This window comes from Pseudomonas sp. FA117, assembly GCF_057370475.1.
This window is the reverse complement of sequence record NZ_CM170675.1, coordinates 3,485,274-3,500,973: the sequence shown is the minus strand read 5'-3', so window position 1 is coordinate 3,500,973 and position 15,700 is coordinate 3,485,274. Positions and strand designations below refer to the sequence as shown.

Here is a 15,700-nt window from a genome sequence, read left to right as displayed (position 1 = left end):
ATCAACGCTCGAGACGGAAGATTGAATTAACCTCATTTCCTTCATTCAAGCCTTGATTGGAGCTATAGGCTAAATGCAGTGAGGCATGATTTTGGTTGTTTATCGTATTTCTGAAATTCAGAATTAAGCCGGCGCCTATAACGTAGCAAACAGCGACAAGTGGAAAGACGACCATTTCTCCGTCGTCACGAAGGCTGCTCAAGCTAGCTGACCATTCGCTTGTGCCTACGATGAAGCTCGGTAGGAATACTGTGAATTCAACGATGGGTTGTGTTGAGGTGACTTCGTTGTGGGTGATGGCGGCCCAGTTTGCGGGTTCCCAGTGATTATTGTCATGCCATCTACTGTCGACACCGGTAATGCCGAAGAGTCGCGCTTCCTCTGCGGATATTAACTTTGGACCGTAATGCACATCGTGCCAGGCTTTGAGTTCATCTTGCAGCGAAGGAAATGTGGGGAGTTTTTTTTCATGATCCAAAACGATATCGGATCGTACCTCTCCATCGTTTTTACGATTGCCGAAAATGCCCCGTGCTGCCCAGAGTTCAGTAGGAGAGTGCAGATGCGCATGTGCCTGAGCGTGAAGGTATACGCCTCCAGCAATAATCGCTATTCCTAGAAGCACTACCCCAGCTGCCGCCCACCCGACTAAGGGCACTACTGACGTGGCTCCCGCAACTGCGAGTCCCGCCTCAAGGGCGACCACAGAGCCAGCGGCCATGGTCAGTCCACCGCTAGCTGTATAGGCAGCGGCAGTCAAATTACCGTTGTTGTACTGGCGAACCGCCTTTGAGCCATCTGAGACTAAGCTTAAGCCAATTGCAGGGTATCCCGCTACACGCGCAAAGAGATTACTGCTCAAGAGCTTGATCACTCCGTTACCAAACGCCATCCCCGGCACCGTCGCCCCCAATCGCTGCATTACTGCTTGCTGCGTTTTTCTCACGCTAACCAATGTCGCCGCGGCCGCACCCATCACACCGAAAATCGATGCCACAAATCCGGCGGTGTATTCCAGTGCAGTGCTTTTTTGCAGGTTGTTGTAAGCCGTCTTCAGCGAGATCATGTTGAACCACAACATTCCGGCGTTCAGGCCACCGCCCCCGCCCGATGTGAGCAACCCGAGAAAGGTGGGTTTAACCCGCGCGGTGGTGGTCAATTCAACCGCCACCGTCCGATTGCCCGAAATACGCAGCTGCTTCATTTCCTCAACCTGCGCCATGCCGCTCTTCAAATACCGCTCCACTTCCTGGCTGAACGGGTTTTCCCGGATGGCCTGGTCGGTGATCTGGTAACGCGCCGCCAACAGCCCCAGCGCTTTTTCGGCATCGGCCTCACGCGCCGCCAGCAGTACTTGCTGGCGCAGGGTATGGCTGGCATCCCAGCGGGTCTGGCCACGCAGGCGTTTGAGTACCACGGCATTGACGGACTGGGCAGTGAGGTCGGTGATATTGGCAATGGCCGGAAAACGCCTGGCCAACCCTTCGATGACTGTGTCGATGGCACCCAGAACACTGCCGACCGCATCGGCTTTGTCTTTGAAGGGGTTGAACGGCGCCAGAGCGGTGTAGAGGGGGCTGTCGTGCTGGTCCAGCCACTGCTCCAGGCGTTTGAAACGCCGGTCTCGGTCTTCTGTACCAGGTGTCGGCTGGCCCATCGGGTGAATCAGCAGGGCCAGGGAGATTTCCAGGCCACGGGCCGAGATGCGTTCGTTGCGGTCATAGCACGCCAGTGCGGCAGCGAGGCTGTAAGGGTCATCGATATGCGCAGCTTCGGCCGTGGCCAGCCACGCGTCGTGGTCCTGGCTGGCTTGCAGGGCAAGGTTGCGCAGGCCCGCAATCTGCTGCTCCAGCTCATCGCGTTCGACGAGGAACTGCAGGTATTTTTCGGTATCGATGCGCAGCGCCAAACGCGCACCGTTCGGGGAATAGTCCTTGTGAGTGAGCGCTCGATAGCGTGCCTCGGCTGGGGAGAGAGGGCGTCCTGTGCGGGTGGACTGCAGCCTTATCTCGACCACTTCTGTAGAGGGCATATCCGCTGGATACATTGTCTCCAGTGTTTTGTTCAGCAGCAGGGCGACCAGGTTGCGGTGGTGAAAATGGCGGCTCTGCTGGCTGAGCCGCTCTGCATCGAGCTGGTAGCACGCCGGTACGCCTTCCTGCTCGGAGCCTTGTGCAGGTTTGGTGTGTTCCAACTGCTCGGCGGGCATCAGGTCGTGCAGTTGGTGTTGGTAGGCCGAGACCGACAGGCTCAGGTCCAGGGCCATCCCTTCAGCATCAGCCAGTGCCACCACCACCGGTATTTTCGGCTGGGTGCTGGGGTAATCCCGGGCAATGGCGTCGAGCCTGCCGACGGACAGGATGCCGCCGGGCGCGTGGCTGCTCCAGGTCAGGGACATACGCCGGCTTGCCGGTTTGTAGTCTTCGACCCAGTTTTGTAGCGCACTGAGCGGCAGTACATGGGGCTGGGTGGAGGGGACCTGATTGCCGGCAATCAGCTCGGCCATGTCCAGCTGGCGCATATGCCGTTTGCGAAGGGCTGCTGAAGCGGTGATGCGGGCAGTCGTGGCGTTGGTCCAAAGGTGCGGGCTGTAGCCGATCCACACTTCCTTGGCGGTGTCCTGGCAGGTATCGGCCCATACCCAGCCCATGGTCTGGCTGGACAGGTAGCGTTCGCGCAAGTGGTAGTCTTCCAGCCCTTGATAGCGCAGCTCCTGGTAGCGTCCCTCGCCGTCGTACTCATGAATGACCAGCTTTTCGCCCTGAGTACCTTTCATGAACACATAGATGTAGCCTGGGCGCAGCGCGCGCAGGGTGTAGGACGAGTGCTGCAGCGCGGCGAAGCCTTGTTCCAGGTTGAAGCCTGCGCCTGCGTAGCGACAGGCAGGGGCATCGCCCGTACGCGGCACGATGGCATAGCGCACCGGCAGAATGGGCACGCGTGGGCTGCAGGCCGGGCCGGCTGTGGCGCTGCCGATGGCGGTATCAGTCATGGGTGGTTTCCTTGAGTTGGACCAGCGCGTGCAGCTCGCGAAGACGGGCCTGGGGCGACTCATCGAGGTTGGTGTAGATCTTCGCAGCCTCGTCACTGCTCATCAGCCACATGTGCCCGGCCATCAGCCGAATGAACTGGCCTGCAGTTTCCTCGTCGCGAAAGTTGAGGGATTCCAGCTGCGGCAACAGGGCTTCGATCCATTCCCTGATGCCGGTTAACGTTTGGGCGGCATAGGGCGGCATTGCCAGGACTTCGTGCACTAGCGTGAGGACAAAGTGCTCGCGTATACCTGCGTGAAGCCGATCCAGTTCATGTACGCGAAGGCGCAGCGGTGCTTGCGATATCAGCCGGGCAGTGGTCGGGGTGCGTTCGTGTGTTTTCCATTCATAGGCAGGCCCCCAGTTGGCTCGCCAGCCCAGTGACGACACGGGCCCAAGCCAGGTGTCGCGATGGTCGCTGTCCAATGCCTCGAGCCAGGCTGCAAGATGATCCGGCTTCAAATAAAAAGTGGCTGCTCCCTGATCCGGGAGCGTGACCTGAGTAAGGCTGGTGAAGTGGCCCGCTAGCACTGCGAGGCAAGCGTCGCTATCCAGTGCTATGGCCCCTCCAGCGGGCATCCAGGTTGTGATTGCATGGGCAAGCAGTTCGGGCGCTTCTGAAACGTTGACCAGCAAAGGGCCAAATTCGTGGCGGTCGTCCAGCGCGCTGCGCTTCCAGAGCCATGCATGTTGAGTATTTCGGCTGACGTTGTGGATAAGCTCAAGTACCGATGGGGCATAGGCCGGCACCAATTCGCCTTCTTGCGGTATGGGCCGATAGGCCCAGTACTCGAGTTCGCGGGTCAGGAGCAGCATAAAGCGATAATGATGTCCGAGAGGTTCGCCGGGCAGATGCGAGGGTGTTGTCTTCATTGGACTGGCCCCTTGATACAGCGGCAGTCGGGCAACGGGCAGGTGCCATCGGGGCGCCGCCCGCATAGGCGCTCCAAAGGCTTGCCAGTGATGGGTGCGCTGCTGATGGAAAAGGGGTTGGTGCTCCCGCTTGCAGACTGGAGCAGGGCGCCGTTGATGCGTATGGTCGGGCTGTCCAGGGTGATGCCCGTGTCATCAATCCGGATGGAGCCTCCAGGCCCTTGGATGATCAGAGCTTCCGCTGTTCGCAGGTCGTAGCGCCGGGTGCGCCTGCGGATTTCCAGCCCCGCTTCCAACTCTGCATGGCCCTCGACCTGTTGCTCAAGATTGCCGCCGACGCTGATGTGGTGATTGGCTGTGATCTGGTCGTGGCGGTGATTGCCGACGGCCTCTATACGGTCTTTTGCGATGTTTATTTTCTGGTTTCGGCCTATATCGACAAACGTATCTTGGCCAATCCGGACCCGCTCATCATTGCCCACCGTTTGGCTGCGGTCATGCCCGATACTGAGCGTCTCGTCATGATCGACCTGTTCATTGCGGTCATTGCCGACGAAGGTGGTTTCGTTGTGTTTGACGACGTTGTTCTGATCTTTCTCCGCATGGATAAACACTTCCTGTCGACCCAGTTCATCCTCAAACCGCAACTCGTTGAAACCATCGCCCTTGTGGGTCTGGCTCTTGATGGTCATGCGGGTCTTGTGGTCGGGTAGGTCGTAGGGTGGCAACTGGTTACCGCAATAGGTGCGCCCGGTGATCATCGGTTGGTCGGGGTCGCCATTGACGTACTGGATGATCACGTCCTGGCCGATACGCGGAATTGCCATCGAACCCCAGCTGCCCCCGGCCCAACCTTGAGATACCCGCACCCAGCAGGAGCTGAACTCGTTATTGTTGCTCTCCCGGTCCCATGGGAAGCTGACCTTGACCCGGCCCCATTCGTCGCAGTAGATCTCCTCACCGGACGGCCCGACCACGGTGGCCATGTGAGGGCCGTCGACGTGAGGCTTCGCCAGCGGAGCAGGGCGCCATTCAGTTCTGCCGGGAACCAGCTGAGCGGTTTGCTCGTAGCGCGTGCTTTGATCGACGCCAGCGGCCTCTTCCTGCAAGCTTGTGAGTTGGGTGCCTTTGTGAGCGACACTGTTCACGCGCCAATGAACATTCAGATCGTCGCGTGGGTGGCCTGTGAGTGTGAAGCTCAGTCCAGGCTGCAGCCTGACATCATCCCCTTGGACTTCTGCAATGCGCGCGTCATGGCGCAGGGCAGTGATAAGGTTTTCAGTGAACGGCTTGCCCACGGCATCGCGCTTGTAGCGGCCGGGGTAATCAAAGCGCTCGTAGTCACTGGACTGGTGTTCCAGGAAGGGGCCTGAAGCACGGTGTTCCTGGCGATACGCCGGATGGGTGAACGTGTAGTCGCGCTGGACCTGTCGCGAGGTTCGGACTTGTTCGCTGTAGCGCAAGCGCCGTAAACAAGGTCTGGCCTGATCGCCGCCACTGTTGGACTGATACAGGACGGTGTTGGGGGCGATAACCTCCTCGCCTTCGAAGAACCCTTCGTTATCGTTGCCGGTCTTGAGAGCTCCATGGCTGATCAGCCCAAGGGATAGCAGTTGATCCGTGATGATCAACCTATGCATTTTCTCGCTGTGCTCGAAGCGATAGACGAAGCCCTCTTCAGCTGCCAGGCGGGCGATGAAGTCAAGGTCGGTCTCGCCTGCTTGTACGCAGAACTCGCGCGCTTGGTGATCCATGCTTGCGCGAAGCTCGTATTGATCGATGCCCTGACGCTGAAGCATCAGTTCCAGAATCTGCGGGACAGTCTTTTGCTGGAAGATGCGCCAGTTCGAGCGCAGTCCGGCGCGGGCCAGGATGGGTTCTACCAAGGCCTGGTAGTAGGTGCGGTAAAAGCCACTTTCACCCTGACTGAAACGACTGACCAGACCGTGCACGTGGCGCACCGGACCTTTGCCATCCCAGATCGTGAAGACGATGGGTTTGTCCAGCAACTGGCCGAAATCGATGTCGGGTTCGAAGCTGACCAGTTCCAGTTCGAGGGTGAAGGGCGTACTGATCGCTTCCTTGAGTTCGAACGACACCACTTCAAATTCGGCATTGCCAACGAGTGGCTCGCAGGTGTAACGCAAATCAGATTGGCTGGGCATGCAAGATCCTCGTCCGCCGTCTGAATAGGCTCGAAGTCCGGGCAGGAGAGTCCTGCCCGGAACCTACGCTGGATCAGGCTGCGGGGGCGCGCCAATCATCAGAACCACCGGTTCCGGCTACAGTGTGCTCCCAGACGATCTTCCGATAGGTCAGCGCAACCTCGACGAGCTGCGTGTAGTTTTCGTTCTCCCTGTCTTGCACGTGGGGAAGGACGGTAGTGATGCTCACGATGGTTGCGTCTTCAAGTGTGGTATTGAAGAAATGCTCTTGCTTGCCTTCCGTCGAGGTGCGGTACCAGTTGACTTCGACCATCGGCAGCATTTCGCCTGTCACCAGCGCCTGATACATCAGCGGCGTGGCCTTGTTGAGCGAACTGGTGAACTTGAATGGCTTGTGTACGCGCTGACCGCTGGGTTGGCCATTCTGTGGATCAGTTGGCGTGGTCACTTCGTGCTTGATCTCCTGAACAAGGATTTCATCTTCGTGACCTTGCTGGAAAACGTTACCGACGGAGTCCGCTGTGAATGCCCCTGCGGTGATGTTGCCTTGGGTTTGGCCAGTGATCTTGATGTAAGCGGGTGTTGGCATGGCAGTTTCTCCTGCGTCCATGTGGATAGAACACGCGCACAAAGGGCAGCGTGGCCATCGAAATCGATGGGCTTTTTCAACGAGGCAACCGCCCCGTCAATTCGTTGAAATTGGCTCTGCCGAGGGTCGGCTGTTTACTGCTGCAAGATGCCGTTGAGCGACTGCAGCACCTCGCTGGTGATCAAGTGCAGGCGGTAGCTGTAGATGCCGTAGGCCGTGGCCATTGCAATGGCGGAAATCACCAATGGGCTCCACCAGGGCCACTGCCGGTTCATGCGGAAGTTGCGCGGGGCAACGTTGGTGTAGGGGTCGCAGACCGTTGCCGGCGTAGGTCCGCGAAGCTCACGGATGATTCCGTGGAGTTGGTGGATGAGGGTGTTCAGCGTTTCTGCGCCCTTGGGCGCAAGGGCGTACTTGCCTTTCAGGCCCAGGCACAGGATGAAGTACATGAACTCCAGCACGTCCTTGTAGCGCTGGGGCTCCTGCATCAGGCGCGAGATCACGGTGAAGATCTTTTCGCCGCCGAATGTTTCGCTGTGGAAAATGCTGAGCAGGGGCTCCTGGCTCCAGAGGCTGGCCTGTCCCCAGGGCCGTTCCATCACGGCCTCGTCGATGAACAGGCACAGGCCGTAGGAGTACGCCAAAAGTTGTGTGGTCTCGTAGCCATGCTGACGCACCTCCTGCTGGATGTTTTCAATCTGGTTGCGCACCTGCTGGTGCACTTCCACGATGTTGGGTAACGCATCGAGCGTGCGTAGGCGCATGACCAGACCAAACAGAGGGGCGGCAGTGTCCAGCATCAGGTTGCTGTAGCCACCTCGTAGCTGAAAGTCCGGATCGGCGGGATAGCCTTTGTAAGCAAACTCTGGATTGGATGTAGCGGTCTCAAGTGCTGTGGCGTCAGTGGGCAAAGATTTCCCAAGCATCGATTGCAATAGCTCAGTTCGAGCGGAGGCGGTTTCATTGCGTGCGAGGTTGTTCTCTTGCATCTCACTCACTCCTGATCGCCCAGAACTGCAGTTCAAGCCCAGGGAACTCGCCCGCGATATGAATTCCGAAACCGTTGGCTGTCTTCATGCAGGCCCAGGCCGGATCGCGCCGGTCAAGCTCGAAGTAGCTGAAGCCTGCATGGAAGGGGAGGTCGCGAGGGGCTACCGGCAGCGGATGTAGCGCAATGCCAGGTAGCTGCTTGTGCACCAGGTCATTCAAGGTCTCCAGGGATGTGACCTTGGCTTTCTGGAGGAACAGCTGGCGTAAGGTCGGTGGCGGCAGATCAGCACGCACGGCCAGAATGAAGTCTGCGTCATCGATCAGGCGGCGGTCTTCGAGCGTTGTCGTCATCACGCCGTAATCCAGTGCGTTCAGTGGCAGCGAAACAGCCCGCGGTTGCAGGACCGTGCCCAGGGCGCGACGTAAGCTGTCCTGCAGTGGCTTGAACGAGGTGCGCAAAGCCGTGTGCTGGTAGGCGGGGTACTCTGGCGGCAGCCGGCTCTCGTCGGTGAAGGTCACGAACTCGCCACAGGCCTGGCTCATGTGCAGGTACAACTGCTCAGGGTGGGTCTGCCCCTGCCTGGCCAGATGCTGGAAGCACGGCCACCAGCGGTTCATGGCCTGCAGCAGGTTGAAGTCGCGGATATCGGCGATACCGGATTGGCCCGAGGCGCCTATGCGGCCGGCCAGGTTGCGTGAGCGCTCGCGCAGAGTGTTGGTGATCTCTTCGAGGTAACGCTGTAGTGCCGGCACCGCCCGTACCGAGACGCTGGTCGGGTAGAACCCTTCGTCGAGTTGCAGGCTGCCATCGGGCCGACGTTCCAGGATGCGTGCCATGGCAAGGCGGGTGTAAGCGCTGCTGTCGTCAGCCTTGCGTTTGAGCTGCAGGTTGGGCACCGCCAGATCAACCTGCGCCAAGTCGCCGTCGGCGCTATGAGTGTCCTTGATTTCCTGAGCCTGAGCGCTGTAACGGAAGTTGGCGGCATTGTCAGGCCAGCTCACCTCACGTCCACCCTCGGTGCGCAGCGGCAGGCAGAGGTAGACCTCGCTGTCTTTCGCGCCGTCGTCCTGGATCTCCAGCGGCAGCGGCGGAGGCAGATCCGCCGGGATATCGAATACCGTGCCGTCCGGCATGATGCCGCGTGCGCGGGTGATGGCGATCTTGCCTAGGCTCAGGTACTCGTCATTCAGTTGCAGCTCGCTGAAGCCATAGAAGGCTGCATTCAGGCTGGCGAGACGTTGATGCAAGGCCGCTTCAGCGGAACGGGCGGCCTGCTGGAAATGCTGTGGTTTGACGAACAGGCCTTCAGGCCACAGGACGGGATTACGTGAACTCATGAGCGCTCCGTGTCAGCGTGAGTGGGCGAGAAGGGCAGGGTTGCAGGCGCCATCAGTCCTCCTCCTTGAGCAGGACCTGGGTGTCGTTGAGCAATATCGACAAGATGAGTTGTCGTCCGCGCGGTGGGATGCGCAGCACCTGGCTCCAGGTCGCGTTCTCCTGATCGCGGTAGTCGGCGATTACTGCGATGAACTGGGTCTCGGGCTCGATGGCGGCAAAGGGGATGAACTTGAACTGCCCAGGCCGTAGCAGGTAGTCGTCATCGCGGATGTAGGTGCTGCGCAGCGCCTTGGCGGGGTCCTTGTCCAACAGTTCGTACAGGCTGTTGCGCAGCAGCGAGTCGTCGCGCAGTTGCAGGATCTTGATGGCCATTGGAGTGGCGACCGACTCTGTAGCCACCCTGCCTGCACGCGGTAAGGTCAGCACAACGGTCGGGTCTTCGTAGCGGCCGGGTGTGCTTTCCTCGAAGGGAGAGCGGGCGGGTTCATCGACCTCTTCCACTGGCAGCTCGACGGGCGAGAACGCCGGGAATTGGTCCTGAAGAAACTCCAGCAGGGTCCCTACTTTCTCGGTCAGGGCGTAGGGGTCGGCTGCGCTCAAGCTGACAGCGTAGGGGCTGGGTTCAAGGCTGCTTTCTTGCTCAGTCGCAGCTTCGGGGCTGTTGGGGTTGTTGTTGAGCGTTGGGCTGGCGTTGATGCTGAATGCGACTTCAGTAGGATGATCCTTGGGAGGCCCGACGGGTATCGAGGGGTTCATCGCCACTTGGCCCATTTTGCTCAGGGCCGTGCAGCCTGAGAGCCCGATCAGTGTTGCCAGAAGGCCGGCCACGATTGAATGACGCGTCATGAGCGTTCTCCTGCGATCAGCCGATCCAGCGGGTTCTCTTGCACAGGCTGTTTCACTGCTTGCAGTGCAGCCAGGGGATCGTTGCCCATGCCCGGATCGAAGACCGAGCAGATCTCGGCGACTTCCGGGGCGGCTGTGGGTTTGGGCAGCCAGCGTTGCGCGGGTGCTTCCAGGATGAGTTGGTCGAGTACCGGCACGTCTGCGTTGAACAAATCTTCCAACGAACGGGCATCCGCTTGGGAGAGCTGAGCCAACAGCCGATAACTGCCAACACGAAGCTGGTCACCCTCAAGCAGGCGCCTGGCCGATAGCGGCCCCAGGCTGTCGAGGTTGTCGTTGAGATAGGTGCGCTCGCAGCGGTCGATCACGCAAAAGCTGCCTTCGATCCAGCGGATCTCGCAATGGATCGGCGCCACGCCCTGTTGACGATCATTGATCAGCCACGTGGCTCCCGCGCTGCCGACGGTGCCGCCTGCGCGATCGAATTCGTGCCGGGCGATAACGTTGTGCTGCAACTGGTCGAGGTTGGTGATGCTCAAGATCAAAGTGCTCATGAGCGCCCCCGGAACCGCACGACGGGGCTGATCTGGCCGTGTCGGTCATCGATGAAGCTGGTCCAGCCCAAATGAGCACCTCGGCTGGGGTGCAGGCAGAAGGGCGACAGCGCCTTCTGTTTAAGCCGTAGTTCCAGGTCGTAGGCCAGGCCGTCGCGCAGCAGGAAGTCGATGAGTGCACGCAAGCGATTGAAGTTGATGCCGCTGGGCAGCAGGTCACGTAACTGTGCCTGATCGAGCTCGCTGATCACGATGGTGAACTTGCTGCTGCGGGTTCGCGTGCGGCTGCCGACCATGAAGGAACTGCCCAGCTCCCCATTGCTGCGGCCCAGGCTTACCTGTTGCTGGATGGTCGTAGGTACCGGGCGGGTTTCGAACTCGCGAATCTGCACCTGCTTCAGGTCGAAGCAGTGCGCGATGATGCCGGCAACGGTGCCCGGTGCCCGGCTGCGACTGGCGATCACCCCCGCGAAGCTCAGCAGCCGGCTCCAGGGTAACGCTGTGTCGCCGCGCAGCTGTTTGTCATTCAACCCGAGCAGGGCAAAGATGTACTGGGAGAACCCATCGCGGGCACCCGGTTGGAAACGAATGTAATAGCGGTACTTGCGCCAGATACGGTGTAGCAGGCTGAGCAGGTAGTGATTGAAGAAGTCGAAAAACGCCGGGCGCACGCCGATACCCTGTGCATGCTCGTATGCCACCTGCTCCAGGTAATAGGAAGGTAACGGAGAGTCGGTGCCGTGCAGGCCCATGAACGTGGTGCACACGCGATAGCGATCTTCTGCCTCGGGCATGCGCTCGGCTTTGTAGATGTCCGACACCGGGAAGTTCAGCCGCGGGTCGCTGCCGAGCCGCACACGCAGACGGGCCTGCTCGCTGGGCCAGCGGGGTTCGAGATCGTCTCCGTGAAGCCCGTGAAGGCGCTCCAGCAACTGGTAGAAGTTGTACCGGTGCGCGCCCGCGAGCAACTTCTCGGCTAGATCAGCGGCTGCTTGCCGGTCTGGATGGGCCATGTGTAGTGCTCGTTATTGGTGATGTTGATCACTTCCAGTTGATGGAAGGAATTGATGCTGGCGTACAGGGCGAAGAAGTGCGCGAGCACGCAACCGAACAGGTACAGGTCGCCCTCGCAGAGGAATGCGGCCTGATCGAGCTCCAGTTGCGTGCGCAGGCCGCGAATGGGCTGTCCTTTGATCAGCCAATCCAAAGGCGCCGTCTGGATATCCCGGATGCCGTCGAGGCGTTTGCGGGTGGTGCGTGTCTGCTGAATGTCGTGCAGGGCAGCAAAGTCATACGCGCGGATAACCGCTTTCAATGGCTCGGCCGAGAGCAGCGACAGGTAGTTGAGCGACATGTTGGAGATCAAGGCCCATTGCAACTGGCCGTCGAGCACCGGCCGACAGGGGCGGGTCGGTGCACAGATGTTGGTGTAGCTGGTCAGCGGTGGGGTGACTTCCGAGAGCACATTGATGTCGTCGATGCCCAACGCCAGGGGCAGATCGCGGTTGGTGCAGGTCAGGTCGATGGACGCCGTCTCCAGCTCACCGATATACGCGTTGGCGTCGGCCCGCACGAAGGCGATACGGTGCGTGATGCCATCACCGCGCAGTGAATCTTCTAGGGTGTAGCGGTAGTACAACGCCGTGCGCCCTTGAACATGCTCGATCTCATGGGCGAACGATTCGAAGGGGCGGAAGGTTCGCAGGTGCTTGCCGGCGCTGCCGTCGGTTGTCGTGCGGGTGCTGATCACCTGATCGACACTGAAGATTTCGTAGGCGTGGCGCTCGGCGCCTTTGGGGGTGAGTTCGACCTGGGCGACCTCGTTGGAGAGGTCGATGGGCTCGGCGCTGTGCTTGAACAGGTTCACCGCAGGGGTGCAGAACAGGCTGAAATCGGCTTTGCCGATCCGCAGCGAGTCGGGCAACTGACGGGTGAAGTGGAATTCGAGCGCCACGTGCTGACTTGTCTGGTCAGGCCAGATTTTCTCCAGGCCCGTCAGGGCGAAGAAATGAAAGCGCTCAGGGAAGATGAAGTATTCCTGCAGGATCCGATAACCGTCGAAAACGTTCTGCGGATAGGGCAGCAATGCCTCCTCTGGGCTGAAACCTGGGAAGACGATGCTGTTGGCCGGCAGCCTACGAGCCTGACCATTGATCGTCACGCTGGCATGACTGAGATAGTGAGCGATCCACAAGTACAGCGTGCGCGCTGTCCGGGCAGAACCGCTCAGATGGAAGTCGAGTCTGGCGCAGCCCAGCGTGCTCAGTGGGCGCTCGACCAGGGTGCGCAGGTCGATGCGAACCACTGAGCTGTCGAGCGTTTGGGTTGAACCCACGACATCGATCTCGAATGGATGGATGTCCACAGCGGTGCAGGTGCGGAACTCGCAGGGAATTCCGTCTACAGGCCTGGAGAGCAGACGTGCGCCCTTTGACACCTGTTGCGACTGGCTGAGCGCCTGTTTGCGTGGCGTGAACTGGATGATCGTGGCGCTTGGCAGTGGGCGGAGGTAGTTGGGCCACAGCAGCTGCAACATGGGGTGCGTCAGTTCTGGGAGGTCGTCCTCCAGCTTCAGGCGCAGCTTGGCCGTCAGGAACGCGAAGGCTTCCATCAAGCGTTCCACATCGGGGTCGCTGCCACCTTTGCCCAGCAGCCGGGCAAGTTGCGGATTGTCCTGAGCGAAGTCGTTCCCCAGTTCATGGAGGTAACGCAACTCTTCGCTGAATCGATCCTTGAGCGACATGGATCACCTCACTCGGGTATGACGGTTATGGCCGTTGACCAGCAGTTCCAGTTGCAGCTGCTCCGTGTGGTTGTTCACCTGCACCTGGCAGTCCAGCCTGAAATGCAACTCCTGAGGGGCGTGGCAGTCCGGCACGGCTTTGAGTGAACGTACGTGCACGCGAGGCTCGAAGCGCTGGATGGTGCGGCGGATGTCGGCGCTGACTTGCTTCAGGAGGTCGCCCCTGCTCACGTCATGCCCGTTGAAATCGCGCAGGCCCAGCTCAGGGCTGCTCTGTGAGCAACCCTGGCGAGCGTTGAGCAGCGTTTCCAGGTGGCGCTTGATTGTGGCGAACTTGTGGGAGGCGTTCTCTTGCCTGGACGGCGCCCGAATCACCGATTGATCGGCAACCAAGCGTTCGAAAAATCCGGTCATTGGGTATCGAGCCGGCCTACCAGCGAGATCTCGAAGTTCGCGCCCATGTATTTGAAGTGCGGGCGCACGGCGAGCGAAACCTGGTACCAACCCGGATCGCCAGCAACGTCTGAAACCTCGACCCTCGCGGCGCGCAACGGACGGCGACTGCGCACATCGGCGGAGGGGTTTTCCTGGTCGGCGACGTACTGCTTGATCCACTTGTTGAGCTCCGACTCAAGGTCACGACGCTCCTTCCAGCTGCCGATCTGCTCGCGTTGCAGCACCTTGATGTAATGGGCCAGCCGGTTGACGATGAACAGGTAGGGCAACTGTGTGCCCAGCTTGTAGTTGGTTTGGGCCTGCAAGCCTTCCGGGGTCTTGGGGAAGTTCTTGGGTTTCTGTACCGAATTGGCCGAGAAGAACGCGGCGTTGTCGCTGTCCTTGCGCATGGTCAGCGCAATGAAGCCTTCTTCGGCCAGCTCGAACTCCTTGCGGTCGGAAATCAACACCTCGGTAGGGATCTTCGCCTGAAGTTGCCCCAGCGCCTCGTAGAGGTGCACGGGCAAATCCTCGACGGCGCCACCGGACTGCGGGCCGATGATGTTCGGGCACCAACGGTAGCGGGCAAAACTGTCGTTGATGCAACTGGCCAGCAGGAAGGCGGAGTTGCCCCACAGGTAGTTGTCGTGCCGCCCGTCGATGTTTTCTTCGTAGTTGAAGCTCTTGATCGGCTGTTCCTGGGGATGGTAGGCCGAGCGGAGCATGAAGCGTGGCCCTGTCAGGGCTGTGTGGCGGGCGTCCTCGCTTTCGCGGAAGGCGCGCCATTTGGCATGTCGTGGCCCTGCGAAAATGTCTTTGATTTCCTTCAGGTTGGGCAGCTCTTCAAAGCTGCTCAGATTGAAGAAATCGGGGGAGGGGGCGGCCAGGAACGGGGCATGCGACATGGCGCCCACGGAGGCCATGTAGCTCAACAACTTGATGTCTGGCGAAGAGGGGCCGAAGTTGTAATTCCCCAGCATGGCCGCCACCGGCTCGCCACCGAATTGCCCATAGCCTGCGGTGTAAACGTGTTTGTACATACCGCTGCAGGTAATGTCGGCGGCATTGTCGAAGTCGTCGAGCAAGTCTTCTTTGCTGACATGCAGGACTTCAAGCTTGATGTTCTCGCGGAAGTCCGTGCGGTCCACCAGCAGTTTGAGGCTGCGCCACGAGGATTCGAGCGCTTGGAATTCCGATTGATGAAGAATGGCATCCATTTGCTTGCTGAGTACTCGATCCAGCTCTGCAATCATTTGGTCGACGCGGTGTTTATTGATTAGTTGATCTGGGTCATCGCTTTTGAGTATTTCTGCAATAAAGGCCGATACGCCTTGGCGAGCGACTTGATAGCCCTCTTGAGCGGGCACTAGTTTTGTTTCGGCCATGATCTGGTCGAGCAAGGTGGCATTGCTCAATGTCTCGCCGGATAGTTCAACGGCGAGGGAAGTGCTGGTTGGCTTTGGCATGGGACGCTCCGTTGTCTCAGTCTTCTTTTGGCGCCTCAAGCACCAGGTCCAATTCTTCAGCGAGTTGTTTGCGCGCCTGCTCGTTGCTCAACAGGTGTTGCAATTGCTTGCGGAAGGCGGGCACGTTACCCAGCGGGCCTTTCAGCGCCACGAGCGCCTCACGTAGCTCCAGAAGCTTGCTGAGCTCCGGTACCTGGCGGGCGATGCCGTCTGGCCCGAAGTCATTGATCGATCTGAACTGCAGGTTGACCGCCAGCTCTGCGTCGGCGGCCGTGCTGAGCATGGAAGGCACCGACATGGCCAGGCTGACATTGGCGTCGTTCAACACGTTGTTGAAGGTATGTTTATCGACACGCATGACCGACCGGTCTTCCAGCGCACGGGTGTCGTCCAGGCCGAAGTCGCCCATCACCAACATCTTGTGCGGTAGCTCTACTTCGGCCTGTTCATCGCCGGTGGCCGGGACGTACTTGATGTTGATGCGTTCTTTGGGTGCAACCGATCCTGTGGATTTTGCCATCGCAGAATCTCTCCGTGTTCTTGGGAGTTGTCCGTATTGGATTTTAGTTGCAGTCTGGTATGTAGGAAAATTCCTAATTACTTGTCTGCGGTATAAACAAAAAGCGGGGTTGGTTGTGATTCGCGTAAAAACTTTGCGCTTGCTTTTG

13 protein-coding genes are annotated in these 15,700 nt (G+C 59.4%); all 13 read right to left on the bottom strand.

Going from position 1 to position 15,700, the window contains the following annotated elements; translation table 11 throughout:
* Position 1: 1 nt before the first annotated feature.
* The 13 genes from AC1TXO_RS16165 to tssB all read right to left on the bottom strand — a co-directional run bounded on the left by AC1TXO_RS16165 (position 2) and on the right by tssB (position 15,552).
* Entirely contained in the window at positions 2 to 2,992 is a 2,991-nt protein-coding gene (locus AC1TXO_RS16165) for a T6SS effector BTH_I2691 family protein (protein WP_486402691.1), read from the bottom strand.
* Complete coding sequence (locus AC1TXO_RS16160) at positions 2,985 to 3,905, bottom strand: DUF4123 domain-containing protein (RefSeq protein WP_486402690.1); 921 nt, start codon at positions 3,903 to 3,905, stop codon at positions 2,985 to 2,987. Before AC1TXO_RS16160 ends, AC1TXO_RS16165 begins: the two co-directional genes overlap by 8 nt.
* Entirely contained in the window at positions 3,902 to 6,070 is a 2,169-nt protein-coding gene (locus AC1TXO_RS16155; RefSeq protein WP_486402689.1) for a type VI secretion system Vgr family protein, read from the bottom strand. The genes AC1TXO_RS16160 and AC1TXO_RS16155 overlap by 4 nt, the downstream gene beginning before the upstream one ends.
* 73 nt (positions 6,071 to 6,143) lie before the next feature.
* Positions 6,144 to 6,659, bottom strand: coding sequence for an Hcp family type VI secretion system effector (locus AC1TXO_RS16150; RefSeq protein ID WP_486402688.1), 516 nt, complete (start codon positions 6,657 to 6,659; stop codon positions 6,144 to 6,146).
* Positions 6,660 to 6,793: 134 nt separating this feature from the next.
* Positions 6,794 to 7,648 carry a type IVB secretion system protein IcmH/DotU gene (gene icmH, locus AC1TXO_RS16145; protein WP_486402687.1) on the bottom strand — a complete coding sequence of 285 codons (855 nt, stop codon included), beginning with the start codon at positions 7,646 to 7,648 and terminating at the stop codon, positions 6,794 to 6,796.
* A gap of 1 nt (position 7,649) precedes the next feature.
* A complete protein-coding gene (gene tssK, locus AC1TXO_RS16140) occupies positions 7,650 to 8,987 on the bottom strand; it encodes a type VI secretion system baseplate subunit TssK (RefSeq protein WP_486402686.1) in 1,338 nt (445 codons plus the stop codon).
* Between the two features lie 52 nt (positions 8,988 to 9,039).
* Positions 9,040 to 9,834 carry a type VI secretion system lipoprotein TssJ gene (tssJ, locus tag AC1TXO_RS16135; protein ID WP_486402685.1) on the bottom strand — a complete coding sequence of 265 codons (795 nt, stop codon included), beginning with the start codon at positions 9,832 to 9,834 and terminating at the stop codon, positions 9,040 to 9,042.
* Positions 9,831 to 10,388: an FHA domain-containing protein gene (locus AC1TXO_RS16130; protein WP_486402684.1), complete on the bottom strand. Its 558-nt coding sequence runs from the start codon at positions 10,386 to 10,388 to the stop codon at positions 9,831 to 9,833. Before AC1TXO_RS16130 ends, tssJ begins: the two co-directional genes overlap by 4 nt.
* On the bottom strand, positions 10,385 to 11,401 hold the full coding sequence (gene tssG / locus AC1TXO_RS16125) for a type VI secretion system baseplate subunit TssG (RefSeq protein ID WP_486402683.1): 1,017 nt from the start codon (positions 11,399 to 11,401) through the stop codon (positions 10,385 to 10,387). The genes AC1TXO_RS16130 and tssG overlap by 4 nt, the downstream gene beginning before the upstream one ends.
* Entirely contained in the window at positions 11,365 to 13,131 is a 1,767-nt protein-coding gene (gene tssF, locus AC1TXO_RS16120; protein WP_486402682.1) for a type VI secretion system baseplate subunit TssF, read from the bottom strand. Before tssF ends, tssG begins: the two co-directional genes overlap by 37 nt.
* A gap of 3 nt (positions 13,132 to 13,134) precedes the next feature.
* Positions 13,135 to 13,545: a type VI secretion system baseplate subunit TssE gene (gene tssE / locus AC1TXO_RS16115; protein WP_486402681.1), complete on the bottom strand. Its 411-nt coding sequence runs from the start codon at positions 13,543 to 13,545 to the stop codon at positions 13,135 to 13,137.
* Positions 13,542 to 15,032, bottom strand: a complete 1,491-nt coding sequence (tssC, locus tag AC1TXO_RS16110) for a type VI secretion system contractile sheath large subunit (RefSeq protein WP_486402680.1) — start codon at positions 15,030 to 15,032, stop codon at positions 13,542 to 13,544. The genes tssE and tssC overlap by 4 nt, the downstream gene beginning before the upstream one ends.
* A gap of 16 nt (positions 15,033 to 15,048) precedes the next feature.
* The gene (gene tssB / locus AC1TXO_RS16105) at positions 15,049 to 15,552 is read right to left on the bottom strand and encodes a type VI secretion system contractile sheath small subunit (RefSeq protein ID WP_486402679.1); all 504 of its coding nucleotides are present in this window, start codon (positions 15,550 to 15,552) and stop codon (positions 15,049 to 15,051) included.
* Between the last annotated feature and the right edge of the window lie 148 nt (positions 15,553 to 15,700).